The organism is Klebsiella sp. K5-306 (assembly GCF_051835185.1).
Classification (GTDB): domain Bacteria; phylum Pseudomonadota; class Gammaproteobacteria; order Enterobacterales; family Enterobacteriaceae; genus Klebsiella; species Klebsiella oxytoca.
This window is the reverse complement of record NZ_JAIFJY010000003.1, coordinates 89066-109977: the sequence shown is the minus strand read 5'-3', so window position 1 is coordinate 109977 and position 20912 is coordinate 89066. Positions and strand designations below refer to the sequence as shown.

28 protein-coding genes and 2 pseudogenes are annotated in these 20912 nt (G+C 54.1%); 13 read left to right on the top strand and 17 right to left on the bottom strand.

The features are described from left to right. Positions 1 to 49 precede the first annotated feature (49 nt). Positions 50 to 313: a hypothetical protein gene (locus tag K2184_RS06265; protein ID WP_439237733.1), complete on the top strand. Its 264-nt coding sequence runs from the start codon at positions 50 to 52 to the stop codon at positions 311 to 313. On the opposite strand, the gene K2184_RS06260 is transcribed toward K2184_RS06265, so the two are convergent. The 14 genes and pseudogenes from K2184_RS06260 to K2184_RS06195 all read right to left on the bottom strand — a co-directional run bounded on the left by K2184_RS06260 (position 295) and on the right by K2184_RS06195 (position 8786). Next, positions 295 to 1764: a terminase gene (locus K2184_RS06260; RefSeq protein ID WP_439237732.1), complete on the bottom strand. Its 1470-nt coding sequence runs from the start codon at positions 1762 to 1764 to the stop codon at positions 295 to 297. The genes K2184_RS06265 and K2184_RS06260 overlap by 19 nt on opposite strands. Then, complete coding sequence (locus K2184_RS06255; protein WP_098992388.1) at positions 1761 to 2345, bottom strand: terminase small subunit; 585 nt, start codon at positions 2343 to 2345, stop codon at positions 1761 to 1763. Before K2184_RS06255 ends, K2184_RS06260 begins: the two co-directional genes overlap by 4 nt. 57 nt (positions 2346 to 2402) lie before the next feature. Further along, positions 2403 to 2732 carry a hypothetical protein gene (locus tag K2184_RS06250; RefSeq protein ID WP_098992389.1) on the bottom strand — a complete coding sequence of 110 codons (330 nt, stop codon included), beginning with the start codon at positions 2730 to 2732 and terminating at the stop codon, positions 2403 to 2405. A gap of 76 nt (positions 2733 to 2808) precedes the next feature. Next, complete coding sequence (locus K2184_RS06245; protein ID WP_098992390.1) at positions 2809 to 3147, bottom strand: hypothetical protein; 339 nt, start codon at positions 3145 to 3147, stop codon at positions 2809 to 2811. Next, positions 3144 to 3539 carry a hypothetical protein gene (locus tag K2184_RS06240; RefSeq protein ID WP_098992444.1) on the bottom strand — a complete coding sequence of 132 codons (396 nt, stop codon included), beginning with the start codon at positions 3537 to 3539 and terminating at the stop codon, positions 3144 to 3146. Before K2184_RS06240 ends, K2184_RS06245 begins: the two co-directional genes overlap by 4 nt. Positions 3540 to 3705: 166 nt before the next feature. Continuing rightward, positions 3706 to 4020 (bottom strand): annotated as a pseudogene (locus K2184_RS06235) (DUF550 domain-containing protein); the annotation flags it as partial. Positions 4021 to 4607: 587 nt separating this feature from the next. Then, positions 4608 to 5123 carry a hypothetical protein gene (locus tag K2184_RS06230; protein ID WP_193767953.1) on the bottom strand — a complete coding sequence of 172 codons (516 nt, stop codon included), beginning with the start codon at positions 5121 to 5123 and terminating at the stop codon, positions 4608 to 4610. Next, positions 5116 to 5460 (bottom strand): hypothetical protein, encoded by a 345-nt coding sequence (locus K2184_RS06225; protein ID WP_098992392.1) that lies wholly within the window; start codon positions 5458 to 5460, stop codon positions 5116 to 5118. Before K2184_RS06225 ends, K2184_RS06230 begins: the two co-directional genes overlap by 8 nt. Beyond that, entirely contained in the window at positions 5457 to 5825 is a 369-nt protein-coding gene (locus tag K2184_RS06220) for a hypothetical protein (protein WP_098992393.1), read from the bottom strand. The genes K2184_RS06225 and K2184_RS06220 overlap by 4 nt, the downstream gene beginning before the upstream one ends. 186 nt (positions 5826 to 6011) lie before the next feature. Next, on the bottom strand, positions 6012 to 6356 hold the full coding sequence (locus tag K2184_RS06215) for a DUF1064 domain-containing protein (RefSeq protein WP_053064341.1): 345 nt from the start codon (positions 6354 to 6356) through the stop codon (positions 6012 to 6014). A 125-nt stretch (positions 6357 to 6481) separates the two neighbouring features. Continuing rightward, a complete protein-coding gene (locus K2184_RS06210; RefSeq protein WP_265784239.1) occupies positions 6482 to 7252 on the bottom strand; it encodes a DNA replication domain protein in 771 nt (256 codons plus the stop codon). After that, positions 7242 to 8207 carry a DNA cytosine methyltransferase gene (locus tag K2184_RS06205; RefSeq protein ID WP_439237731.1) on the bottom strand — a complete coding sequence of 322 codons (966 nt, stop codon included), beginning with the start codon at positions 8205 to 8207 and terminating at the stop codon, positions 7242 to 7244. The genes K2184_RS06210 and K2184_RS06205 overlap by 11 nt, the downstream gene beginning before the upstream one ends. Beyond that, positions 8204 to 8407 carry a hypothetical protein gene (locus tag K2184_RS06200; protein WP_032715135.1) on the bottom strand — a complete coding sequence of 68 codons (204 nt, stop codon included), beginning with the start codon at positions 8405 to 8407 and terminating at the stop codon, positions 8204 to 8206. The genes K2184_RS06205 and K2184_RS06200 overlap by 4 nt, the downstream gene beginning before the upstream one ends. A 145-nt stretch (positions 8408 to 8552) precedes the next feature. After that, complete coding sequence (locus tag K2184_RS06195) at positions 8553 to 8786, bottom strand: hypothetical protein (protein ID WP_032715137.1); 234 nt, start codon at positions 8784 to 8786, stop codon at positions 8553 to 8555. 155 nt (positions 8787 to 8941) lie between these two features. Between K2184_RS06195 and K2184_RS06190 the strand changes: the two genes are divergently transcribed. From K2184_RS06190 to K2184_RS06140, 11 genes and pseudogenes are all read left to right on the top strand, one after another. Continuing rightward, entirely contained in the window at positions 8942 to 9529 is a 588-nt protein-coding gene (locus K2184_RS06190) for a helix-turn-helix domain-containing protein (RefSeq protein ID WP_098992396.1), read from the top strand. A gap of 217 nt (positions 9530 to 9746) precedes the next feature. Further along, on the top strand, positions 9747 to 9890 hold the full coding sequence (locus K2184_RS06185) for a hypothetical protein (protein WP_190971822.1): 144 nt from the start codon (positions 9747 to 9749) through the stop codon (positions 9888 to 9890). Further along, a pseudogene (locus tag K2184_RS06180) lies at positions 9887 to 10864 on the top strand (cell envelope biogenesis protein TolA). Before K2184_RS06185 ends, K2184_RS06180 begins: the two are co-directional and overlap by 4 nt. 7 nt (positions 10865 to 10871) lie before the next feature. Further along, a complete protein-coding gene (locus tag K2184_RS06175; RefSeq protein WP_206998734.1) occupies positions 10872 to 11171 on the top strand; it encodes a hypothetical protein in 300 nt (99 codons plus the stop codon). Then, positions 11168 to 12067 (top strand): YqaJ viral recombinase family protein, encoded by a 900-nt coding sequence (locus K2184_RS06170; protein WP_439237730.1) that lies wholly within the window; start codon positions 11168 to 11170, stop codon positions 12065 to 12067. Before K2184_RS06175 ends, K2184_RS06170 begins: the two co-directional genes overlap by 4 nt. Before the next feature lie 9 nt (positions 12068 to 12076). After that, positions 12077 to 13099, top strand: coding sequence for a recombination protein RecT (gene recT, locus K2184_RS06165; protein WP_206998730.1), 1023 nt, complete (start codon positions 12077 to 12079; stop codon positions 13097 to 13099). A gap of 45 nt (positions 13100 to 13144) precedes the next feature. Then, the gene (locus K2184_RS06160; protein WP_439237728.1) at positions 13145 to 13393 is read left to right on the top strand and encodes a helix-turn-helix transcriptional regulator; all 249 of its coding nucleotides are present in this window, start codon (positions 13145 to 13147) and stop codon (positions 13391 to 13393) included. A gap of 109 nt (positions 13394 to 13502) precedes the next feature. Beyond that, positions 13503 to 13796 carry a perC transcriptional activator family protein gene (locus tag K2184_RS06155; RefSeq protein WP_098992400.1) on the top strand — a complete coding sequence of 98 codons (294 nt, stop codon included), beginning with the start codon at positions 13503 to 13505 and terminating at the stop codon, positions 13794 to 13796. Then, positions 13789 to 13947, top strand: a complete 159-nt coding sequence (locus tag K2184_RS06150; protein ID WP_098992401.1) for a DUF1317 family protein — start codon at positions 13789 to 13791, stop codon at positions 13945 to 13947. The genes K2184_RS06155 and K2184_RS06150 overlap by 8 nt, the downstream gene beginning before the upstream one ends. Beyond that, complete coding sequence (locus tag K2184_RS06145) at positions 13944 to 14537, top strand: MT-A70 family methyltransferase (protein WP_098992402.1); 594 nt, start codon at positions 13944 to 13946, stop codon at positions 14535 to 14537. Before K2184_RS06150 ends, K2184_RS06145 begins: the two co-directional genes overlap by 4 nt. Continuing rightward, the gene (locus tag K2184_RS06140) at positions 14534 to 14827 is read left to right on the top strand and encodes a hypothetical protein (RefSeq protein ID WP_053064351.1); all 294 of its coding nucleotides are present in this window, start codon (positions 14534 to 14536) and stop codon (positions 14825 to 14827) included. Before K2184_RS06145 ends, K2184_RS06140 begins: the two co-directional genes overlap by 4 nt. Here the strand turns inward: K2184_RS06140 and K2184_RS06135 are convergent. From K2184_RS06135 to guaB, 3 genes are all read right to left on the bottom strand, one after another. Beyond that, positions 14795 to 16045, bottom strand: a complete 1251-nt coding sequence (locus tag K2184_RS06135) for a tyrosine-type recombinase/integrase (protein WP_098992403.1) — start codon at positions 16043 to 16045, stop codon at positions 14795 to 14797. The genes K2184_RS06140 and K2184_RS06135 overlap by 33 nt on opposite strands. Before the next feature lie 192 nt (positions 16046 to 16237). Further along, positions 16238 to 17815 (bottom strand): glutamine-hydrolyzing GMP synthase, encoded by a 1578-nt coding sequence (gene guaA / locus K2184_RS06130; protein ID WP_004104468.1) that lies wholly within the window; start codon positions 17813 to 17815, stop codon positions 16238 to 16240. Between the two features lie 68 nt (positions 17816 to 17883). Beyond that, on the bottom strand, positions 17884 to 19350 hold the full coding sequence (gene guaB / locus K2184_RS06125) for an IMP dehydrogenase (RefSeq protein WP_004104469.1): 1467 nt from the start codon (positions 19348 to 19350) through the stop codon (positions 17884 to 17886). A 158-nt stretch (positions 19351 to 19508) separates the two neighbouring features. On the opposite strand from guaB, the gene xseA reads away from it, so the two are divergent. Further along, positions 19509 to 20882, top strand: a complete 1374-nt coding sequence (gene xseA / locus K2184_RS06120) for an exodeoxyribonuclease VII large subunit (RefSeq protein ID WP_023321423.1) — start codon at positions 19509 to 19511, stop codon at positions 20880 to 20882. The last annotated feature ends 30 nt before the right edge of the window (positions 20883 to 20912 follow it).

The following is a 20912-nucleotide window of genomic DNA, read 5'->3' as shown; positions in this document are numbered from 1 at the left end:
CGCGGGCTTTGTGTATACTGACTGAATTAAATCGATGGGGGGATTGGATATGCAAGACCATATTTTCACACATGAAAATGAGTTGCTCGCCATGGCACCACTTAGTGCCGAAGATGATCACAGCCTTTTCAAAAAACAACAAGTTCAAATATCCGTCGCCGGTTATATCCAGTGGGATTTCCTTCTGCACGATGGCCGTGAATGGCATTTCAGAGAGAAAATATTTCATCTAAAAAGTGAAAATCAGCCGAAAGAGTTTAAGCAATTCATCCGCTATGAACTGTGGTCTTCCTCTTATGCCCAAGGATCGTAGTCAGTGATAGCCTTGCCCTGCTGCTGCCCAGGTATATTTAACTTTTTGGCGACCGGGAAGGCAAACGTTAGCAGCAGAGCATCACCCTTGCCGGGCGACCGTCCCAGACGATCTTTGATATCTTCCTTAGGCTCCATGACTATCTTACCGTCAACCCTGACCTTGTACTCTGCCGCCGACAGGTCATCAGCCGTCTCCTGGTCATCCAGTGCGCCACCGAGTTTAAGCCACGTTTTGCAGGCGTTGAACATCTCGCCCCGCTTATTCAGCATCTGCGGATCCGTTGATGCGCCGCCGAACGGCACAAGCTGCCATGAGCGGCCCCATCCGTCACCGATGGACTTGAGCCCGGTGCCGTATCCGAAGTCGATAAATACCGCATCGGCTTTGTATTCGTCCTCAAAGTCGGCGATACGCTTTGCCATAATCAGATCGTCCGTGGTCTTGTTGCCGGTCCAGAGAACTTTGCTGTGCAGTCCCTGGCGAAGATAAATAACCACGTCATCCACGCCGGAATACGCCGGGTCGACGCCGATAATCACCGGAGCATGCGCCACCTGCGCCGCGGTAACGACTCGCTTCATGGCCTCATCGGTCAGGCCTGTGGGGATAAACTGTAGCTCTGATGCATCAGGGAAGATCCCGCGCACGCGGACCTTCACAAAGTCGCTGTCCTCGCCGTAGTCGTCAACCCACTTCTGCAGCTGCTGCTTGTTGGTGCCTTCCACCGTGCGGCTGTCGATCTGCGCGCACTTCCAGCGGTGCTTGTACTTACGGAAGCACTCGCGAAATCGCCCGGTGTTACGCGTCGGGTTACCGAATGCCACCCAGATAATCTCTGTATCTTCGTCCGTCAGCGCCCCCTCGGCTACCTCCCACACCAGATCGGCAATATTGGAGGCCTCATCGAATACGACGATGATGCGCTTGCGCTCGTTATGCAGTCCGGCGAACGCCTCGGTGTTGTGCTCAGACCATGGTATTGCATCAGCGCGCCAGCGTTTATCATGGCCCGGGTCGTTGCTGTACATCGCCGTAGCGGTGCAGGTGAACCATTCTTTCGTTATGGCCAGGTTCGACCATTTGATGATCTCCGGCCAGGTCTTGGTACGCAGCTGGTTGTCGGTGTTGGCGGTCACCACCACCTTGCAATCCTCGCATGTGGACATGCCCCAGTTAATCAGCATCGAGATAAACGCAGATTTACCGATACCGTGACCGGATGCACGGGCCAGCATCAGCGGCTGATGACGCGTCGCGGGGTTCTGCAGGTGGTCACGTATCTCTCTGAATGCATCAGCCTGCCATTTACGGGGGCCGGTGGCGTGCGCCAACTCTGTGCCATTCTCGCCCCACGGAAACGCATACAGCGCATAGCCCAGCGGGTCATACGTGAAAGAGGCGATATCCTCGACAAGCTGCTCTTCCGGCGACAGGGCTGCGGCTGTCATTCTTCACCACCAGCCTGTTCTTTGACGCGGCGCCGGGCGGCGGCCATGCGGTCGGCAATCGTGACTGTGCCGGAAACCTCCAGGCGCTCTCTGAACGCATTTACGTCGACGTGCTTACCAATCAGCTCGAGGTTCTTCACCTTGTCGGGCCATTTTATTTTCTTGAGGATGGTCTCTATCGAGGACTCATCCATGTTCATGATGGTTGACGACAGGTCAAAGCCGCTGAGGGTTGTGCGCCATATCTTCGGCCAATCTCGGATAGGCTTAAGGCTGCCGTCATCGTTCAGGATATCCAGCACATCCATCTGGTCGATTTCCACCAAGCGCAGCAGAACGTAATCAGCGCTGACACGCAGGCGCTTATTGCGCTCTTCCATGAGCTCAGCTATCCGTTTCTGAATTCGCTCATCGCGCATCATCACGCTGGCTTTGACGGCTGCTGTCTTAGGCGAAAATCCGGCGTTAATCGCCGCCTGAGTCTGATTCTCAGGGCATTTCGTGTATTCCTGGGCGTAAGCTTCCTGCATTGCCGTCAGCGGCTTGTACTGCGTGGATTTGCGTTTGGGGTCCTTTGGCATGGTAACTGCTCCGCAAATAATTACCGTTTTGGTAATAGTATCATGCCATTCGCGATGTTACATGATCGGAATATCATCTTCGTTGTGCCAGCCCTCCCGGTTTATCAGGTATGTCACCACCCCTTTAACCTCGACATCATTCAGAGCGTCACCCTCGATCGCTTCTCCGTCACTGGTAATCAGCGCCCGCCCGCGCACAATGGCGAACTGCGCGCTGCCGCAAAACGAGATGAGCACGTGAGAGCCCTGCTTTGGCCTGATGGATACGTTGATAACTGCATAGCCTGCACTGGTTTCGATAGCGCGGCAGTTGGCGTCAAACTGGCAGAGAATGGTTACGCTGAGACGCTGCTCGATGTAGTCGGTTGCTGGAGAGGGAAAACCCATAGTGGACCTCACATAAAAATACTGTATATTTAAACAGTATAATCATGTGAGGATTTAGTCAAATCGTCGTGACATGTCACAGAGGTAACTTTGTTTCATGCCAGCCAAGAGTTGCCCAGCATTGGGAATCTCCAGCGCACGGGCATGATGCCACCGGCAGTTGATCGCCGCACTTACCACAGCGCCGTTTGCTGATGGCGTTAATCTTACCGCGAACCCGGGCATCATCCTGACGGATCAGCAGCGCGATGTACTCGGCCATTTCATACGGCGCACGCCCAGGGCGCCGGGCGGCGCAGTTCCGCGCCAGCATTTCCTGCTCCTGTTCATCCAGCACCAGCTCAATCTTGCGTTCACCGGCGGCGGACTGCCGCGCGCGCTGCGCGGCTTTGCGTTCTGCGGGGGACTTGCTCACTGTTTTATCCCCTGCTCGGTATTTTTCAGATCGTTTTCTGCGAAGAGGATTGACGTTCTGGTAGAGCGCAACCGGGCCTTTGCGTTTTTCTCTTCGCGTTCGAGGTTGGCGACGGCTTCGCGCAGCTCATCACGACGATTATGAAGCTGCTGAATCTCTCTCACCACAGCCTCGCCATCAGTCGCGCACTGAAGAACGTACTGGAAAGGGTCAACGGCACAGCCACATTGAAGGCACAGAATGATCCGCCCTTTCTCATCGACTTCAACGGCTTTATGCTTGCAGTGTTGCTGCCTGTAGTCCTTTCTGTCGGTTACGGTGATATTCAGTAGCTTCTCTTCGTCTCGCTTGGGCTGCACCAGAGTGATGACGTTGTCGCTCTCATTTTCCATCTGGCACCTCCTGCGGGGCGGCTGCGAGCGTGGCGGCGTTCCAGGCTTCAAATTGACCATCAATGCCATCGTCACAATAGCCGTCAGTTGTCCGTAACGAATCCCAGCCATCGAGGGGCGCTCCGTTCTGTGATTCCCACCATTTTTCAAATATGGAGCGGTCAGGCACTACCGGCGCTGGCTGCTCTTTGATATGCAACCGTGGCTCACCGTCTTTCGGCTCAGGCCATTCGCGCTGTTTGTTCACTGCCAGCTTTTCGATCATTGCCTGAGTAATCTGCTCGTCATTGATACCGGCACGGCGTTGGGCATCCCACATCAGGAATTGCATATCAGCCCATTCGGAGAGGTCGCCAGGTTCGGCAGCGGCTTCCAGCGCTTCTTTGCTGAGGTGCTTCAGCGGGCCTACCGTGCCGACATTACCGAACGTAGCCTGTGACCACTCGGCGTGCTCGCGGCGTACCTGGTCGCGTTCATTGACGCCATCGGCCATAGCGAAAACTTCACGAACCTCGCAACCCTCACGAACGGCCTGGTTCTTACCATGTTCATCAATAAGCCCCAACCAGTCGCCATTTACTGATTTGAATTGCCAGCCTGCCAGCTCAAGGCCTTTTGCTGGCTGCGCGTGGCGATAGAGCTTGTCACCAATCTTTAGCCCCATACTCATCGGTGGGACGTAATAGACCAAAGTCCACTGTTTATCGATGTACGCCACCGGCTCGCTGTCCATTGCGGCCAGCGCCAGCTTGAATGCGGCCAATGTGTTGCTATCAGTAATGCCAACGGCTTCGATTGCTGAAATTTGATGCTGTAACCATTCTTTGGTTAATTTGCTGGTCATTGGTTGGCTCCACGAAATAAAATTGCCTGCTGAAAACCGATTAAGAACCACAGCCCATCAGCACGCTGGCTCATTTCGTACCAGTCCTCTTGATTGAGGTCAGAAACGAGGTTGTCGCCACAAATGCAGATATCGGTACCGCGAGGTTCTGAGTCGTATACGGCGCCAGGAGTAAACCAGGCTGGCGTAGTGGAGCTGACGCATATCATTTTTTTTACGCCCATCTACTCAGCCTCCACCTTGATGCCAGCGGTAGACGAGAACACTTCAAAGGCAGCCCGCCAGGCATCTTCGCAATAAGCAATTGTCATGGTTCCAGCTGTCGCAGGGAGTTTTCCGTTTGCCCATTTTCCGAATCCGTATGCTTGACCATCCTCATCATCCGGCAGTTTCACGGTGCGGGACTCAGCCAACTGCTTTAACCCTTCCTCAGTCATGCGCTTGTAGTGGTCGCGAGACTGGATGACCTGAGCGTTGCTTTCTTCCAGCTCGGCGATGCGCTGGCGGTAATCAGCCACCATTCGACGGACTTGCTCGATCGGCTCAACATCGCCTCCGTCTGGTGGGTCCATGTACTCAACACCGGGAGGTAAGAGCTTACAAAGTTCGTCGTCAGCCTGCTGCGCCTTCTCCAGCGCCTCTACCAGCGATAAAGCGAGTTTTCGCAGATGGTCTTTACTGCCAATTGCCGGATTTGAAAGCTCAGCACGCAGCTGCGCCAGTTCGGTGATATCAGTCATTCCAGGCCTCCAACTCGTTCTGAATCTCTTCGTCGATTTCTTCGGTAGTGGCTTCTTCGTTCAGAAAGTCACGAGCCTCCTTGAGATACTGCTCCCGGCGTTCGTGGTACCAGGCTGAGAATTCAGGGCTCCAGCCATTTGGTGAGCCGTCATAGTCAACTTTGGCGTTACGCTCAGCCATGCTTTCAACCATGCTGTAAGCGGTGGTGAGTGCGGCTTCTCGGATGTAACCGCGCAGGTCTCTTTTGCGCCAGTGGGGGTTGTGTTTTGAGTCGCAGAGAGGCTTAAACTCCACTTCCCAGCGGCGGATACAGCGTGCGTTTAGTGATTTGCTCATTTGGCCCCCTCGCGCAGCAAACGCGCTACTTCCGCGCAGATGTTCGGCGCATCGGTGAAGTCGTTATCATCCGAAGTTACCAGCGCTCTAACGCATGCTTCTGCACCATCAGCCTTAATCCCGGCTACGATGCGATCGGTGGCGGGGGTATTGATATCGAGCAACATTCTCACGCTTTCAACGTTTTCCACATCGGTAGATTGCTGCCATCCTATGGTTGCATCAATTGCCGCTTTCAGCGCCACATTCTCCGCAGCCAGCTGCTGGTAAGCTTTCGCCAGCGCCATAACCTTTGTCTCTTTGATCGACAGCTCGCCTGCCGACTCCAGCGACTGAATGAGCTCGTTTACTTGTTCTGTGTTCATGCCGTCACCCATTCGATCATCATGCATACGCCCCAGGTCACAGCGATTACTGCAACCCACCCGGCAACATTGACCAGTGCCGCAAACCAGAACAGCGTGCTACGACTGCAATGTTCAAAGTCCATACTTACCCCCGATTACCCGTTTAACTTATTGATTCATTTGATATCTATCAGGATCGTCGATTCAGAACTCTTCGACCTTCCACCCGCCGCCCGCTTTGGCCGGCAGTTTCGTTACCCCGATGATCCGGAATGGATACTGGTCTGCTGCGACCTTGGTTTTCACCCTGGCATCGTCGGTCCAGAACCCTTTCACTTCATGCAATTCCATCTGTCCATTCGCCAGCATCACTGCGAAGTCAGGCGTGTAGAACGTGCTATCAGCCAGCCTCAGCTTGATTCCTTCAAACCGGTACCAGGCGATTTCCCCGTAGCGCTTGCGCAGTTCGAGGTGCTGGCAGTAAGCCGTCTCGGTTTTATTCATCTGCCCGGCTTTGAGTCTCCCGAGCGCCTGCAATGATTTCTTCATGACGTTTACCTTATTGGTAATATAAATCTATATTCAGATCGATATCAATAGTCTTGCGCACATTTTATTACCATTTTGGTAATTTTGAAGACGTAAAAAAATGCGCTACTGCGCTACCGATTCCGTCAGTGTGTCGGCCCGCCTCTGAATCCTGGCGGGATCTGCGTATCAGGCTCAGAGATGGCGTTTACATCTCGCCTTTCCGTTCCGCCTTTCAGCTCAAACAGCCCTTTCCAGCCTTTGGCCATGCTCTGCTTCACGATCTGCATCTGTCGCGCGTGGTTACCACCAGATAAGTTAATCAACTCGGTGATCGCCGCCCCCTCGCTCCGTTCGGTTGGCGCGTAGGATTTAAACCGCATTTCTGACCTGTAGGCCTTCCACTCCTCCCAGGCTTCAGCATTGAGCTGCTCAGGATACGGATATGATTTTTTAGGCTCCCTTCCCCTTGGGGGGTTAGGGGGGCTTTTATCTTTTACTTCTTCCTCTTCCTCTTCCTCTTCCTCTGGTAACGCTTTTTGTAACGCTGACTGCGTTACTTTTTGCGTTTCATTTTTACGGTGAGCCGCAACCCTTCTGTTTGTAAGTGCCCGTTTTTTAGAGCTTTCTCCGTTATGACGCTCAAAGTTTGGCAATACAAGCTTATTACCGTCGTAGGCGAGCCAACCAACGGCGATCAGTGCGTCAGCGAATCCTGTAATAAAAGCGATACGGTCGAGCACTCCTTTTGTAACGCTGCCAGCGTTACCGTCAACGGTCTGTTGATCTGCCCATGCCCATATGCGAACGAGCTTACCGAGTACTGCGTCGGGGTCGATATTCAGGATTTCCGCTATCTGGAAAATCTCTGGTTTATCTGGCGTGATTACCTCAACTTTTATCCAGCTACTGGCCATGTGACACCCCCATATAAGCGCGTATAAAAGCCGCCGCAGCCTGGGCATTTATGGCATTTCCGTACCCTTTCAGGCGGCCGACGCGGTTGCTGCTTGCCACTCTTGCCACCCCGGGCTCGACTCGTCCCATGCGTGCGGCAGACCCATCAACCAGCGGGAATGTGCCGGGTTCAACTGGACGCCATTTGCCATCTCGACAAAGAAGCCAGTCCGCATCTCGCCAAAAACCGTTAACCTCAAGGGGCAACAGGTGAACGCCTGGCGCGGCAGTTGGTCCAGTCGCTCTTTCCCGTCCCGCTGCGCAGTCATTCCCGCCGAGTCCTTCCAGTCGCGTGACGTTGGAGTTACCCAGCCCGCCATTCTGACTGCCCCGCCCAATGTTGTTCCCCTGTTTGGCGCATTCGCGGCTGCTGCCTGTCCTGCAACCTGGTTGTTGTCGATCGTGGTTGGCGTTGGCCACCCAGTAGGCCCGCTCTCTGATGTGCGGCGCACCGATGCCCGCTGACGTAAACGGCACAAGCCCGAAGGCGTATCCCAGTCCTTCCAGGTCTGCTTGTACAAGGTCGAACCATGTGTTTGCGTTACCGCTTGCAACCTGTTCGCCAAAGACATGCTGAGGTCTGCGCTCGCTGATGAGATGGAAGAAGTGGGGCCAAAGGTGCCGCTCGTCAGCAAACCCATCTCCTTTGCCTGCCGCGCTGAAAGGCTGGCACGGGCAGGAGCCAGTCCAGACTGGTTTATCGTCAGGCCATCCGGCGAGGCGGAGTGAATGGGACCATACGCCAATCCCGGCGAAAAAGTGGCACTGGGTAAATCCTCTGAGGTCGTCAGGTGTGACATCTTCAATACTCCGTTCGTCAACTTCGCCCGGGGCTATGTGACCGCCGGCGATTAGATTCCGCAGCCATTCCGCTGCAAAGGGATCGATTTCGTTGTAGTAGGCCGCGGGCTTCATGCTGCCTCCCGCGCCTTTCTGGCTGCCTTTAATTTCTCAGAGCGTAACTGCTGCTGACGACGCGCACGGTCGTTGTTGCACTGGACGCATTCGCCGCTGATTGTGTAGCGCTGGCTATCGTGGCCATGGATGCACTTTTTACCGGTATAGAACCGGGTCAGGCCGAGTTCGAGCGCCTCGCGCTGTGTAATTCGCTTCATCGGTTTACCCCTTTGTTATTTATCTTTGGTAATTTTGCATCAAGGCGAAAAAAGATCAACCGTATTCGGATAAATATTACCATTTCGGTATTGAGAGGATGCCAGGAGCCGCCGGGGGTGGCGGCACGGGGGGAAGGAAAGGAGATCAGAGGTCGCAGAAGTAGAGGACGAGGTCGTTTTTATTCCTGGTCCATTCACGGGCCTTGCACGCTTTAAACAGTCCATCCATCAAACGCTTGCGTGGCATCTTGCGGCGCCCGGTGAGATGGGTCTGGATGTAATGGCTGGTTGTTCCGGCTTCCGCAGCAAACGCCTCGCGCTCAGCGGGCGACAAATCAAGCCAGCACTTTTTGAAATTAAATTTATTTTCTTCGCTCATAGTTTGCTTATCTCAGCCTGTCTATTCATGGGTAAATTATTACCTTTCTGGTGAATAAATCAATGATTATTACCATTTTGGTAAGTTTACCTTTATGGTAATATTCTATTAAATTTAATCAGTTAGGTAATAATTGCAGGCAAAACATAATAGACATGAAAAGCATCTACGACATACGACGTGATAACCTCAACGAAATAATCCGGCAGAACTTCGATAACACGCAGTTGAGATTCGCCGAAAGGATTAAGAAATCGCAGAACCTGGTTAACAGGTGGTGTAAGGGTACGAAAAACATCGGCGGCAATGCCGCACGCGAGATTGAGGCTTTCGCAAGGAAGGAACGTTTCTGGTTGGACATCGATCACATGTCTGATGCACCCGCGCAGCTCGGGCTCCTTAACCCGGATGAATGGAGCGTGGAAAAGCAGGCATCTTTCACCCTCGGCCTCTGGATGGGTTCGCACCCTACTCTGAACTCTGAGAAAAAAGTCTCTGACGCTGCAGGTATTGGCCAGGCCACCGTTAACCGCATTCTGAACTGCGACGGAAGCACCAGCATCGGCGTTCTGCATGCCATAGCGCGGGCCTTTGGCAGAGAAGCCTACGAGCTGATTATTCCGTCTGACGCGCGCGGCATGATTGAGTATGACCACCAGGCTTTCGAAAAACTTCCGCAGGAAGAGAAGAACAAGATCACCGCGTTCATTGACTTCATTTTCAGTCAGAACAGAGAAAGCTGATCTTCTGACACTCCCCGCCATCCGGAGGCATGACTCTTACCGCGCCTCGCAATTACCATTTTGGTAATATTTTTCTCATCACCTCTATTGACATAATCATTTTTTGATCGGATTATTACCTTAAAGGTAATCAGGACTCGTATTAATTACCCGAAAACCACCGCCGGTGGCTTTCTTATACGCCTGATTATTACCAAACGGTAATAGAGAGGTTTGTATGCAATGGCAAATCATTAACGGCTGGTACTGCGTCACAGCTTGCGGGCTGATGAGCTGGAAGTTTCGCACGCTGCAGGAGGCTATCAGCTGGGCATTCGTCAGCAAACTGGCGGCAAAAACGGAAATGGGGATGGGTAAATGAGCGAATCAAAAGAGTTGGTTTTGGTAACACTGCCAGCAGCGGCAGAACTTGAGGCAGCATTCATTAGCGATGACTACATCAATCGCCTTATTTCTGACATACGCCAGAAAGCGACGTCAGTCGTTGGTGACGTAAATACGGTTAAAGGTCGTGGCGTTTATATCAGCATGGCTTCAACCGTCCGCCGCACAAAAACGGTAATTGATGATGCAGGGAAAGCGCTGGTTGCAGAAATGAAAAAGCGCCCGGCACTGGTAGATGCGAGCCGTAAAAAGATTCGTGACGCGCTTGACGAACTGGCTGTTGAAATTCGTAGCCCAGCAACTCAATGGGAAGAAGAAAAGGCCCGTCTGGATGCTGAAGAGGCTGCAAAAAAAGCAGCTGAAGAGTTGGCAGCAAAAGTCGAGCTCGATCACGAGATGGCGCTGTTGATGAATAAAGATATCGACCGCGATCGTGCCGAAAAAGCAGCAGAGGCAGAGCGCCAGCGCATAGCACACGAAGAAGAGATTAAGCGTCAGGCTGAAGAAAAAGCGAAATGTGAAGCGGCAGAACTGGCGCAACGTGAAATAGACGCGATAGCTGCCAGAGAGCGCGAGGCGATTCTGGCGAAGGAGCGCGCCGAACGTGAGCAGAAGGAAGCCACAGAAAAGGCTGAGCGTGAAGCAAGAGCCGCGGCAGAAAAAGCAGAAGCCGACAAACAGGCAGCTATCGATGCAGAACGTCGCAAGGCCCAGGAAGAAGCCGAGCGAATCCGCCGTGAAGCCGAAGAAAAAGAGTCGGCTCGCCTGGCTGAGTAGAAACGCATTGCAGAAGAAGAAGCGCGGCGCGCAGCTGATAAAGAACATCGCCGCACAATCAATCGTCAGGCAATTTCTGACCTTATTGAAAATGGGCTTACACAGGAAATGGCGGAGAAAGCATTGATCGCCATCGCCAGCGGGAAAGTATCTGCGGTCCAGATCAAATACTGAGGTGGCTATGAATACTCAACAGCAACGCAATCTGCAAAAAATTATGGCCGGTTTCGACAGCGACTATCGCATCGCCGAAGTATTGCACGCCAGGCAGGTAGAGCTTCAGGAAACGCTTAAGACTGAATACCTGCTCCCGGCATTCGACAATCTGCGCCGCGCCAGGGTCCGCCAGGACGTCATTAACGCTGCACTTGAAAGCGTTGAGTTTGAAGAATCACTGGCGGCATTCATCAGTGAACTGACCGGGATCATCGGCAAGTGGGATCTTGCAGACCAGATCGACAGCGCGAGGACAGCGGCATGATGCAGAACGCCGGAAGCATGGACAGAACCAAATACCTCGGCGGCAGCGATGTCGCCGGTATTCTCGGGATTAGCCCCTGGCGAACTCCGCTTGAGGTTTATCTGGATAAGGTTCAGCCACGCATCAAGCCAGTAGACCATTCAAAGCAGAAAGTTTTCACGCGTGGCCAACGCATGGAGCCATACGTTATCGACCTTCTTTCTGAAGAGACCGGCCTCGAAATTATTCATCGTGGCAACCGTTATATCCACCGCGACTACGGTTTTATCGCAGCAGAGATCGATGCAGAAGCGGCTACCGGCGAGAACATCGAGATAAAAACGGTTAGCCCGTTCAAGGCTAAGGAATGGGGGGAAGTTCAGACAGATGCGATCCCAGTTCATTACACGGCTCAGGCCATGCATGGGTTGATGGTTACCAATAAACAGGTATGCGTCTTCGGAGTGCTGATTGGCGGTGATGATTTCCGTATCTATCGGGTTGAGCGGGACGAAGAAACTATCCAGGCCATTTTGGAGAGAGAGGTCGCTTTCTGGGACCGGGTGAAAAACCTAAACCCGCCTGAGGCCACCACCGTAAGCGATATCTCTCTGATGTTTGAGAAGGATGCCGGATCCAGCATAGAGGCTGATGGAAAGGCACTAGCGCTGTTCAACGACCTCTGCGACATGAAATCGCGCTACAAGTCGCTGGGAGAAGAAATTGCCGTTTCAGAAGAGAAGTTGAAGTTGTACATGCAGGAGCACTCAATTCTGACGCTGGACGGTAAGACGATCTGCACATGGAAATCTCAGGTAAGCAATCGATTCGACCAGAAGTTATTCCAGGTTGAGCACCCTGAGTTGTACGAAAAATTCAAAACAGCAACGACATCACGCGTATTCAGAATGAAGTAAGGAGAAAAAATGTCTACCAACGCACTTAAAGCAGCAGCGACAGGAAATCAGGTTGCACAGCATAACGAGAAACCAACCACGCTGGCAGGACTTCTCGCAGATCCAAAAATTAAGGCTCAGATGGCGCTGGCTCTTCCAAAGCACATGACCGCTGATCGCCTGGCGCGCATCGCCACCACTGAGATCCGAAAGATTCCAAAACTGGCAGCATGTGACCAGGCAAGTTTCCTCGGGGCAATTATGCAATGTGCTCAGCTTGGACTGGAACCGGGCGGTGCTCTTGGCCACGCGTACCTGATACCGTTCGACAAGCGCCAGAAAGTTAATGGCCGCTGGGAAACAGTATCGACAGAAGCGCAACTAATTATCGGATACCGCGGGATGATTGACCTTGCCCGCCGCTCCGGGCAGATCCTGAGCATCTCAGCGCGTACCGTCCATGAAAACGACAAATTCAGCTACTCGTATGGCCTGGATGAAACCCTCGAGCACTCACCCTGCGAAACTGGTGACCGCGGAGAACTGACTCATGTTTACGCAGTCGCGCGACTGAAAGATGGCGGTGTCCAGTTTGAGGTTATGAGCCGGGCAGACGTTGAAAAAGTACGTGCGCTGAGCAAAGCCGGCAGCAGCGGTCCGTGGGTTGATCACTTCGACGAAATGGCGAAAAAGACAGTGATCCGCCGCCTGTTCAAATACCTGCCTGTATCTATCGAACTACAAAAAGCTGTTGTGATGGATGAACGCGCTGAAGCTGGCCTGAGTCAGGATAACGCAGCAGTTATCACCGGCGAGTATTCCGTTGTTGATGATGATCAGCCGAGCCTGACAGTCGTTTCTGACTCTGATCGCGAAGAAGCGCGGGAATACGTTAGCGCAATTCTGAACAGCCTGGATTCATCCGCAGCGGACGCCAAGGCGATGTTTAAACGTGCCGAAGATGAGATCAACGCCATGGCTGAGAAGCTAGGTGACGAATACCACCAGGGCTTTATGACAACGCTTAATGATATGCGTCCAGAATTCGAATAACACCACCGCGGCTCCACGGCGCCGCACTGAAACAGGAGAAGAAATATGAAAGGTGCATTAGGCAAAAAGGAACTGCTGGCGGTGGTGCCGTTATCAATGAGCACAATAGATCGCCTGGAGAAGAACGGCCAGTTCCCTAAGCGCTGGTATATCACGGACAAGCGCTGCGCATGGACTCAGGAAGAGGTTGAGAAGTGGCTTGATGAACGAATGGCTGCCAGCCCGGTAGAGTTTGGCGGAAAAAAGCCGCCGGTTGAACAGCGAGTATTTCGCCCGGTAGGTAACGCTACGTGATGTCGCTGGCGCAGTACTGGAAAAGGTGGTCAGGATGGTTTTACTACCTGGCCGCCGTATCCGCCTGGCTGTTCCTGCTGGCGGTAATCTTTCGAGAAGGCTGGATAAAATGAACCGTATTGAAAAATATCACGCTCAGTACGCTCCGCAGCGTAGAGCATCAAAGGTCATCGCCGTTACACCTGCAGCCCTTGCGTTTGAACAAAGAGCGATAGAGCGCGAAAACAAAGGCCAGTATCGCCTGGCCGCCCGCCTGTGTCTTGAGTGTATGGATGCCGCGACCGGAGAGGTTGAGCGTGCACGCATTGCGGTACGCAGGGATCAGTGCATCGGCAAAGGTAATGGCCTGCGTCGTGGTGGCTATGCTGGGATCTGCGCTACTGCCGGGGTGGTTTATGACTAATCCGCACGACAACATTCGCGTAGGTAGTGTCACCCTGGTTTATTCATCATTGCGCCGTGGGTGGCTGGCGCCGGGCGGCCAGGTCATCCAGAACCCATTGAAGGCTCAGCGCGTGGATGAACAACTGAATAGCAAGAAGGTGGTAGCATGACCGGTAAATACACACTGATATATGCGGATCCGCCCTGGTCATACCGCGATAAGGCAGCCGACGGCGACCGCGGCGCCGGGTTTAAGTACCCGGTGATGAATGTTATGGATATCTGCCGGCTGCCCGTGTGGGAGCTCTCCGCCGACGATTGTCTGCTGGCGATGTGGTGGGTTCCGACGCAGCCTGTCGAAGCGCTGAAGGTTGTCGAGGCCTGGGGCTTCCGACTGATGACAATGAAAGGATTCACCTGGCACAAGATCAATAAGCACAAAGGAAATAGCGCGATCGGCATGGGCCACATGACCCGGGCAAACAGCGAAGACTGCTTGTTTGCGGTGCGCGGCAAGTTGCCGGAACGAATGGACGCTTCAATATGCCATCACGTCACGGCTCCGCGGCTGGAGAACTCGCGCAAGCCTGACGTTATCCGAGAGAAACTGGTGCAGTTGCTGGGCGATGTTCCGCGTATTGAGCTATTCGCGCGCCAGTCGTCTCACGGTTTCGACGTGTGGGGAAATCAGTGCATAGCGCCGGCGGTTGAACTGCTGCCAGGCTGCGCCGTGCCGGTAGTAAAAACGGAGGCCGCATGAATATTTCGGAAGAGGCATCGCTTATCCGCCAGCTCGAAGAGGCTCGCGCTGTTATCAACCAGCGCAATGGGGAAATATTGCGTCTGCAGAGAGAGGCGGAGCGCTACCGCGAACAGCGTGATTCTGCAAACGCGATGGTTCAGTTTCTGCGAGAGACCTTTGAGAACAGTACCGCTACGCATATGCGAATTTGTCCTTATTGCCAGCAGATCCATGATGACAGGTTAGCGTGCCCAGCATTCACGAAAACAGGTGGATTATTGTTCGGTCATCCACCTTTCAAACGCTGAAGGGGAGAACGGCACCAGGTCGTAATGCTCCCCGTCTATCCATGCATCAATCATATTGGCCCACTGCTGCAGCATGTAGGCGCGCTGGCGGGAATACTCCGCCTTATTGTAAACCGCCCGCACGCCCTTCTGTTCATGCGCCAGCGCCTTCTCTATCCAGTCTGACGGGAATCCCGCTTCATGCAAAAGCGTGCTCGCTGTGCGGCGCAGGTCGTGCACCGTGAGAGGCTGTAAACTTTCCCCTGCATCCGCGGTAGCAGCTACTGCGCGATCGATAACGGAGTTAAGAGCTGCATTCGATAACGGCTTACTGGTGCTGTAGCGCCCGGGCAGAAGATAGTCACTGCCACCGGCGCACATCTGCAGGCCTACCATAAGATCCTGTGCCTGGGACGGCAGGTAGATGACATGCGACCTGCTCCCCTTCATCCTATCAGAGGGTATCGTCCAGGTGCCTTTGCTGAAATCCACTTCTTTCCACGTCGCCATGATGAACTCTGTTTTGCGCACCATAGTGATCAGGATGAGCTTTACCGCCAGTTTTAAAGTCGGCAACGTGCTGACGGTATCCAGCGCCCTGAACAGAACGCCTATTTCTTCCGGCTGCAGGCAACGGTCTCGCGGTTTAAACATGGCGATCGCCGAAGGTTTGATATCTGCGGCAGGATTGAATAACCCATGCCCGCGGTCATTGGCGTACCGGTAGACGCTGCTGATTATTTCACGCGCCTGCACCGCCGTCGCACGTCCACCGCGCTCGACTATCCTGTCGCAGAGGTCGCGCACCATAGGCGTAGTGATTTCAGACATCAACTTATTCCCCAGCGCCGGGAGGATATCCCTGTCAATAACCGCCTGCTTCATTGCCCTGGTGCTTTCAGCAAGGACGACATGTTTCATGTGGGCGTCGGTATGTACCGCGAATGTTTCGGCGCCGCGGATCCGTTTGATACCGTCACGTTTCGCCGCAGCTGGCGACTGGCCTGCATTGAGAAGCTTTTTAGCGGCTATCAATTCATCCCTTGCTTGAGCAAGCGTGATACCGTCACGGCCATACTGACCAATAACCAGCGTTTCCCGGCGGCCGTTGATTCTGTAGTCGTACCGAAACGAGACACTCCCTGACGTGAGCACGGCAACATACAGCCCGTCGCGGTCTGAAACTTTGTAGAGTTTGTCCTGAGGCTTGAGGTTTTTTAATTTGGTATCGGTAAGCACGTTTCACCCGTATAGCATCCATTAATCTGACGGTATGAGAATATACCTTTAAGGTAATACCGTCATAAATACCGTCAAAAAAAGTGAGATAGAGTGAATAGAATTGAAGTGATATAAAGAAAAACCCTCTGTAAAAACAGAGGGTTGGATTTCATAATGAGTAGATATGATTAGCAATAACGTAGCTGTTAATCATTCCCACTCAATGGTAGCCGGCGGCTTACCGCTGATGTCATACACCACGCGGGAGATACCGTTAACTTCATTGATGATGCGGTTGGACACGCGGCCGAGGAAATCGTACGGCAGGTGCGCCCAGTGAGCGGTCATAAAGTCGATGGTTTCAACTGCGCGCAGGGAGACCACCCAGTCGTACTTACGGCCATCGCCCATTACGCCGACGGAACGCACCGGCAGGAATACGGTGAACGCCTGGCTCACTTTGTTGTACAGGTCAGCTTTGTGCAGCTCTTCAATGAAGATGGCATCCGCGCGACGCAGCAGGTCACAGTACTCTTTCTTCACTTCGCCCAGCACGCGCACGCCGAGACCCGGGCCCGGGAACGGGTGACGATACAGCATGTCGTACGGCAGGCCCAGCTCGAGGCCAATCTTACGCACTTCATCTTTGAACAGCTCGCGCAGCGGTTCAACGAGGCCCATCTTCATCTCTTTCGGCAGGCCGCCCACGTTGTGGTGAGATTTGATAACGTGCGCTTTGCCGGTTGCGGAAGCCGCAGACTCGATCACGTCAGGGTAGATAGTCCCCTGCGCCAGCCATTTCACGTCTTCCAGCTTCAGCGCTTCTTCGTCAAACACTTCAACAAACACGCGGCCGATGATTTTACGCTTCGCTTCCGGATCGTTTTCGCCCGCCAGCGCAGCCAGGAAACGCGCCTCGCCTTCGACGTGAACGATGTTCAGACCGAAACGATCGCCGAACATATCCATAACCTGCTGAGCTTCATTAAGACGCAGCAGACCGTTATCCACGAAGACGCAGGTCAGGTTTTTGCCGATAGCGCGATGCAGCAGCATTGCGGTAACAGACGAGTCCACGCCGCCGGAGAGGCCGAGAATGACTTTATCGTCGCCCACTTGCTGACGAATACGTTCGATGGCGTCGTCGATAATTTTGGCCGGGGTCCACAGCGCTTCACACTGGCAAATCTCGCGTACAAAACGCTCCAGCATACGCAGGCCCTGACGGGTGTGGGTCACTTCCGGGTGGAACTGCACGCCGTAGAAGCGCTTCTCTTCATTGGCCATAATGGCGAACGGGCAGGTTTCGGTGCTGGCAACGGTAACGAAGTCAGATGGGATGGCGGTGACTTTGTCGCCGTGGCTCATCCAGACGTCCAGCATAGCGTTGCCGTCCGCGCTCAGCGCATCTTCAATGCCGTGGATCAGCGCGCTATCGGTCTGAACTTCAACCTGCGCGTAGCCAAATTCACGCTCATTAGAGGCTTCAACGTGGCCGCCCAGCTGCATCGCCATGGTCTGCATACCATAGCAGATGCCAAAGACCGGCACGCCAGCTTCGAAGACATACTGCGGCGCGCGCGGGCTGTTATCTTCGGTAGTGCTTTCCGGGCCGCCGGAAAGAATGATGCCGTTAGGATTGAACTCACGAATTTGAGCTTCCGTCACGTCCCATGCCCACAGTTCGCAGTAGACACCCAATTCACGAACGCGACGCGCAACCAGCTGGGTGTACTGAGAACCGAAGTCCAGGATAAGAATACGATGTTTATGAATGTTATCCGTCATTGACGATAATTCCGAGGCAAGTGATACAGGTTAAATAAATCGCCCGGCGCGTGGCCGGGCGATGAAAATCAGGAGCCCATGCGGTAGTTCGGGGATTCCTTGGTAATGGTCACGTCGTGAACGTGACTCTCCTGGATACCCGCGCCGCTGATGCGCACGAATTCCGCTTTGGTCCGCAGGGTGTCGATGGTACCACAACCGGTCAGGCCCATACAGGAGCGCAGTCCGCCCATCTGCTGGTGAATAATCTCTTTCAGACGGCCTTTATAGGCGACGCGACCTTCGATACCTTCCGGTACCAGTTTGTCGGCGGCGTTATCGGTCTGGAAGTAGCGATCGGAGGAGCCTTTAGACATCGCGCCAAGGGAACCCATACCGCGGTAAGATTTGTAAGAACGCCCCTGGTAGAGTTCGATTTCGCCCGGGGACTCTTCGGTACCCGCCAGCATCGAGCCAACCATGACGGCTGAAGCACCAGCGGCGATGGCTTTGGCGATATCGCCGGAGAAACGAATACCGCCGTCGGCGATAACCGGTATACCGGTGCCTTCCAGCGCTTCAACCGCGTCAGAAACGGCGGTGATCTGTGGAACACCCACGCCGGTCACGATACGCGTCGTACAGATGGAGCCAGGGCCGATACCCACTTTCACCGCGCTGCAGCCTGCTTCCGCCAGCGCACGTGCGCCCGCGCCGGTCGCCACGTTGCCGCCGATGATTTGCAGGTCAGGATATTTTGCGCGGGTATCGCGAATACGCTGCAATACGCCCTCAGAGTGACCGTGAGAAGAGTCGATCAGCAGAATATCGACGCCCGCGGCAACCAGCGCATCAACGCGCTCTTCGTTACCCGCGCCCGCGCCAACCGCTGCGCCAACGCGCAGGCGACCCTGCTCATCTTTACAGGCGTTCGGTTTACGTTCCGCTTTCTGGAAATCTTTAACGGTGATCATGCCGAGAAGATGGAAGCTGTCATCCACAACCAGGGCTTTCTCAACGCGTTTTTCATGCATTTTGGCAAAGACCACTTCGCGGCTTTCACCTTCGCGAACGGTAACCAGACGCTCTTTCGGCGTCATATATACGCTAACCGGCTGGTTCAGGTCGGTGACGAAACGCACATCGCGGCCGGTAATGATGCCGACCAGCTCATTGTCTTCGGTCACAACCGGATAGCCAGCAAAACCGTTACGTTCAGTCAGCTCTTTAACTTCGCGCAGAGTCGTAGTCGGCAGAACGGTCTGCGGGTCGGTAACCACGCCGGACTCATGCTTCTTCACGCGCTTAACTTCTTCCGCCTGACGCTCGATAGACATGTTTTTATGAATAAAACCGATGCCGCCTTCCTGTGCCAGGGCAATCGCCAGACGCGCTTCCGTCACGGTATCCATTGCTGCGGAGAGCATAGGAATATTCAGGCGAATGGTTTTCGTCAGCTGGGTGCTGAGATCGGCGGTGTTTGGCAGAACGGTTGAATGAGCGGGAACGAGGAGGACGTCGTCAAACGTCAGAGCTTCTTTAGCGATACGTAGCATGGGCAATATCTCGACCAGGGTGGATAAATATTGCCGTGGCATTATACAGAGCGTAACCGATTGCATCTACCCTTTTTTGCAAATAATACTTGCGATCCCATCTCAGCAGGTTACTATCGACTGAATAACCTGCTGATTTAGAATTTGATCTTGCTCACATGTTGCCATCTCAATCCCCCTCAATTTACACGGTTAGCCGCCTCAATCAGTCGGTCCGGCTGCTGCTGGAACGTGAAATGGGCCAGGTATGGATCAGCGGCGAGATTTCCAATTTCAGCCAGCCCTCTTCCGGTCACTGGTACTTTACCTTAAAAGACGATAACGCCCAGGTGCGCTGCGCAATGTTTCGCAACAGCAACCGCCGGGTGACCTTCCGTCCGCAGCACGGGCAGCAGGTACTGGTTCGCGCCAACATCACCCTTTACGAGCCGCGCGGCGATTATCAGATTATCGTGGAGAGCATGCAGCCTGCGGGCGAAGGACTGCTTCAGCAGAAGTATGAACAGCTGAAGGCCGCCCTGGCGGCGGAAGGCTTGTTCGATCAGCAGCATAAAAAAGCGCTTCCCTCCCCTGCGCACTGCGTAGGCGTCATTACCTCTAAAACCGGCGCCGCGCTGCATGATATTTTACAGGTGCTCAAGCGTCGCGACCCTTCCCTGCCGGTGATTATTTATCCGACCGCCGTTCAGGGCGAAGACGCACCGGGGCAGATTGTTCGCGCGATTGAACTGGCCAACGCGCGCCGCGAATGCGACGTACTTATCGTCGGACGCGGCGGCGGTTCGCTGGAAGATTTATGGAGTTTTAACGACGAGCGGGTGGCGCGGGCGATATTTAGCAGTCCGATTCCCATCGTCAGCGCCGTGGGCCATGAAACTGACGTCACTATTGCCGATTTCGTCGCCGACCTGCGCGCGCCAACGCCTTCCGCGGCGGCAGAAATGGTCAGCCGTAACCAGCTGGAGCTGCTGCGCCAGCTCCAGTCAGGACAGCAGCGTCTTGAGATGGCGATGGACTACTTCCTTGCCAACCGCCATCGTCGCTTTACCCAGATATTTCACCGCCTGCAGCAGCAGCATCCTCAGTTGCGCCTTGCTCGCCAGCAAACGGAGCTGGAAAGGTTGCGTCAGCGCATGCGTTTCGCTCTTGAGACGCAGATGAAGCGCGCCGATCAGCGCCAGCAGCGCGCTACGCAGCGTCTGAATCAGCAAAATCCGCAGCCGCGTATTCACCGTGCCCAGAGCCGTATTCAACAGCTGGAATATCGCCTGGCGGAAAATATCCGCAGCCGCCTCGGCGAGCAGCGCGAGCGCTTCGGCAATATGGTCACGCATCTGGAAGCCGTCAGCCCGCTGGCGACGCTCGCCCGCGGCTATAGCGTGACTTCCGCCAGCGACGGCAAAGTGCTGAAGCAGACCAAACAGGTACGCGAGGGAGACCTTCTCACTACCCGCCTGAACGATGGCTGGGTGGAGAGCGAAGTGAAAAACATCACGCCGGCGAAGAAAACGCGCTCCCGTAAAAAAGCCTGATTATTCTGCCTTTTCAACCGGGGATAACTA

What these genes read in the sequence shown, in the direction of transcription:
- K2184_RS06205 (WP_439237731.1), bottom strand. Translation starts at nt 8,207, where the DNA reads ATGAAGCCCGCGGCCTACTACAACGAAATCGATCCCTTTGCAGCGGAA.
- K2184_RS06140 (WP_053064351.1), top strand. Translation starts at nt 14,534, where the DNA reads ATGAATATTTCGGAAGAGGCATCGCTTATCCGCCAGCTCGAAGAGGCT.
- K2184_RS06185 (WP_190971822.1), top strand. Translation starts at nt 9,747, where the DNA reads ATGCAATGGCAAATCATTAACGGCTGGTACTGCGTCACAGCTTGCGGG.
- K2184_RS06150 (WP_098992401.1), top strand. Translation starts at nt 13,789, where the DNA reads ATGACTAATCCGCACGACAACATTCGCGTAGGTAGTGTCACCCTGGTT.
- K2184_RS06145 (WP_098992402.1), top strand. Translation starts at nt 13,944, where the DNA reads ATGACCGGTAAATACACACTGATATATGCGGATCCGCCCTGGTCATAC.
- K2184_RS06210 (WP_265784239.1), bottom strand. Translation starts at nt 7,252, where the DNA reads ATGGCCAGTAGCTGGATAAAAGTTGAGGTAATCACGCCAGATAAACCA.
- K2184_RS06265 (WP_439237733.1), top strand. Translation starts at nt 50, where the DNA reads ATGCAAGACCATATTTTCACACATGAAAATGAGTTGCTCGCCATGGCA.
- K2184_RS06215 (WP_053064341.1), bottom strand. Translation starts at nt 6,356, where the DNA reads ATGAAGAAATCATTGCAGGCGCTCGGGAGACTCAAAGCCGGGCAGATG.
- K2184_RS06240 (WP_098992444.1), bottom strand. Translation starts at nt 3,539, where the DNA reads ATGGAAAATGAGAGCGACAACGTCATCACTCTGGTGCAGCCCAAGCGA.
- K2184_RS06220 (WP_098992393.1), bottom strand. Translation starts at nt 5,825, where the DNA reads ATGAACACAGAACAAGTAAACGAGCTCATTCAGTCGCTGGAGTCGGCA.
- guaA (WP_004104468.1), bottom strand. Translation starts at nt 17,815, where the DNA reads ATGACGGATAACATTCATAAACATCGTATTCTTATCCTGGACTTCGGT.
- K2184_RS06175 (WP_206998734.1), top strand. Translation starts at nt 10,872, where the DNA reads ATGAATACTCAACAGCAACGCAATCTGCAAAAAATTATGGCCGGTTTC.
- K2184_RS06225 (WP_098992392.1), bottom strand. Translation starts at nt 5,460, where the DNA reads ATGAGCAAATCACTAAACGCACGCTGTATCCGCCGCTGGGAAGTGGAG.
- K2184_RS06170 (WP_439237730.1), top strand. Translation starts at nt 11,168, where the DNA reads ATGATGCAGAACGCCGGAAGCATGGACAGAACCAAATACCTCGGCGGC.
- K2184_RS06250 (WP_098992389.1), bottom strand. Translation starts at nt 2,732, where the DNA reads ATGGGTTTTCCCTCTCCAGCAACCGACTACATCGAGCAGCGTCTCAGC.
- K2184_RS06230 (WP_193767953.1), bottom strand. Translation starts at nt 5,123, where the DNA reads ATGACTGATATCACCGAACTGGCGCAGCTGCGTGCTGAGCTTTCAAAT.
- guaB (WP_004104469.1), bottom strand. Translation starts at nt 19,350, where the DNA reads ATGCTACGTATCGCTAAAGAAGCTCTGACGTTTGACGACGTCCTCCTC.
- K2184_RS06160 (WP_439237728.1), top strand. Translation starts at nt 13,145, where the DNA reads ATGAAAGGTGCATTAGGCAAAAAGGAACTGCTGGCGGTGGTGCCGTTA.
- K2184_RS06255 (WP_098992388.1), bottom strand. Translation starts at nt 2,345, where the DNA reads ATGCCAAAGGACCCCAAACGCAAATCCACGCAGTACAAGCCGCTGACG.
- K2184_RS06195 (WP_032715137.1), bottom strand. Translation starts at nt 8,786, where the DNA reads ATGAGCGAAGAAAATAAATTTAATTTCAAAAAGTGCTGGCTTGATTTG.
- K2184_RS06155 (WP_098992400.1), top strand. Translation starts at nt 13,503, where the DNA reads ATGAACCGTATTGAAAAATATCACGCTCAGTACGCTCCGCAGCGTAGA.
- recT (WP_206998730.1), top strand. Translation starts at nt 12,077, where the DNA reads ATGTCTACCAACGCACTTAAAGCAGCAGCGACAGGAAATCAGGTTGCA.
- K2184_RS06190 (WP_098992396.1), top strand. Translation starts at nt 8,942, where the DNA reads ATGAAAAGCATCTACGACATACGACGTGATAACCTCAACGAAATAATC.
- xseA (WP_023321423.1), top strand. Translation starts at nt 19,509, where the DNA reads ATGTTGCCATCTCAATCCCCCTCAATTTACACGGTTAGCCGCCTCAAT.
- K2184_RS06200 (WP_032715135.1), bottom strand. Translation starts at nt 8,407, where the DNA reads ATGAAGCGAATTACACAGCGCGAGGCGCTCGAACTCGGCCTGACCCGG.
- K2184_RS06260 (WP_439237732.1), bottom strand. Translation starts at nt 1,764, where the DNA reads ATGACAGCCGCAGCCCTGTCGCCGGAAGAGCAGCTTGTCGAGGATATC.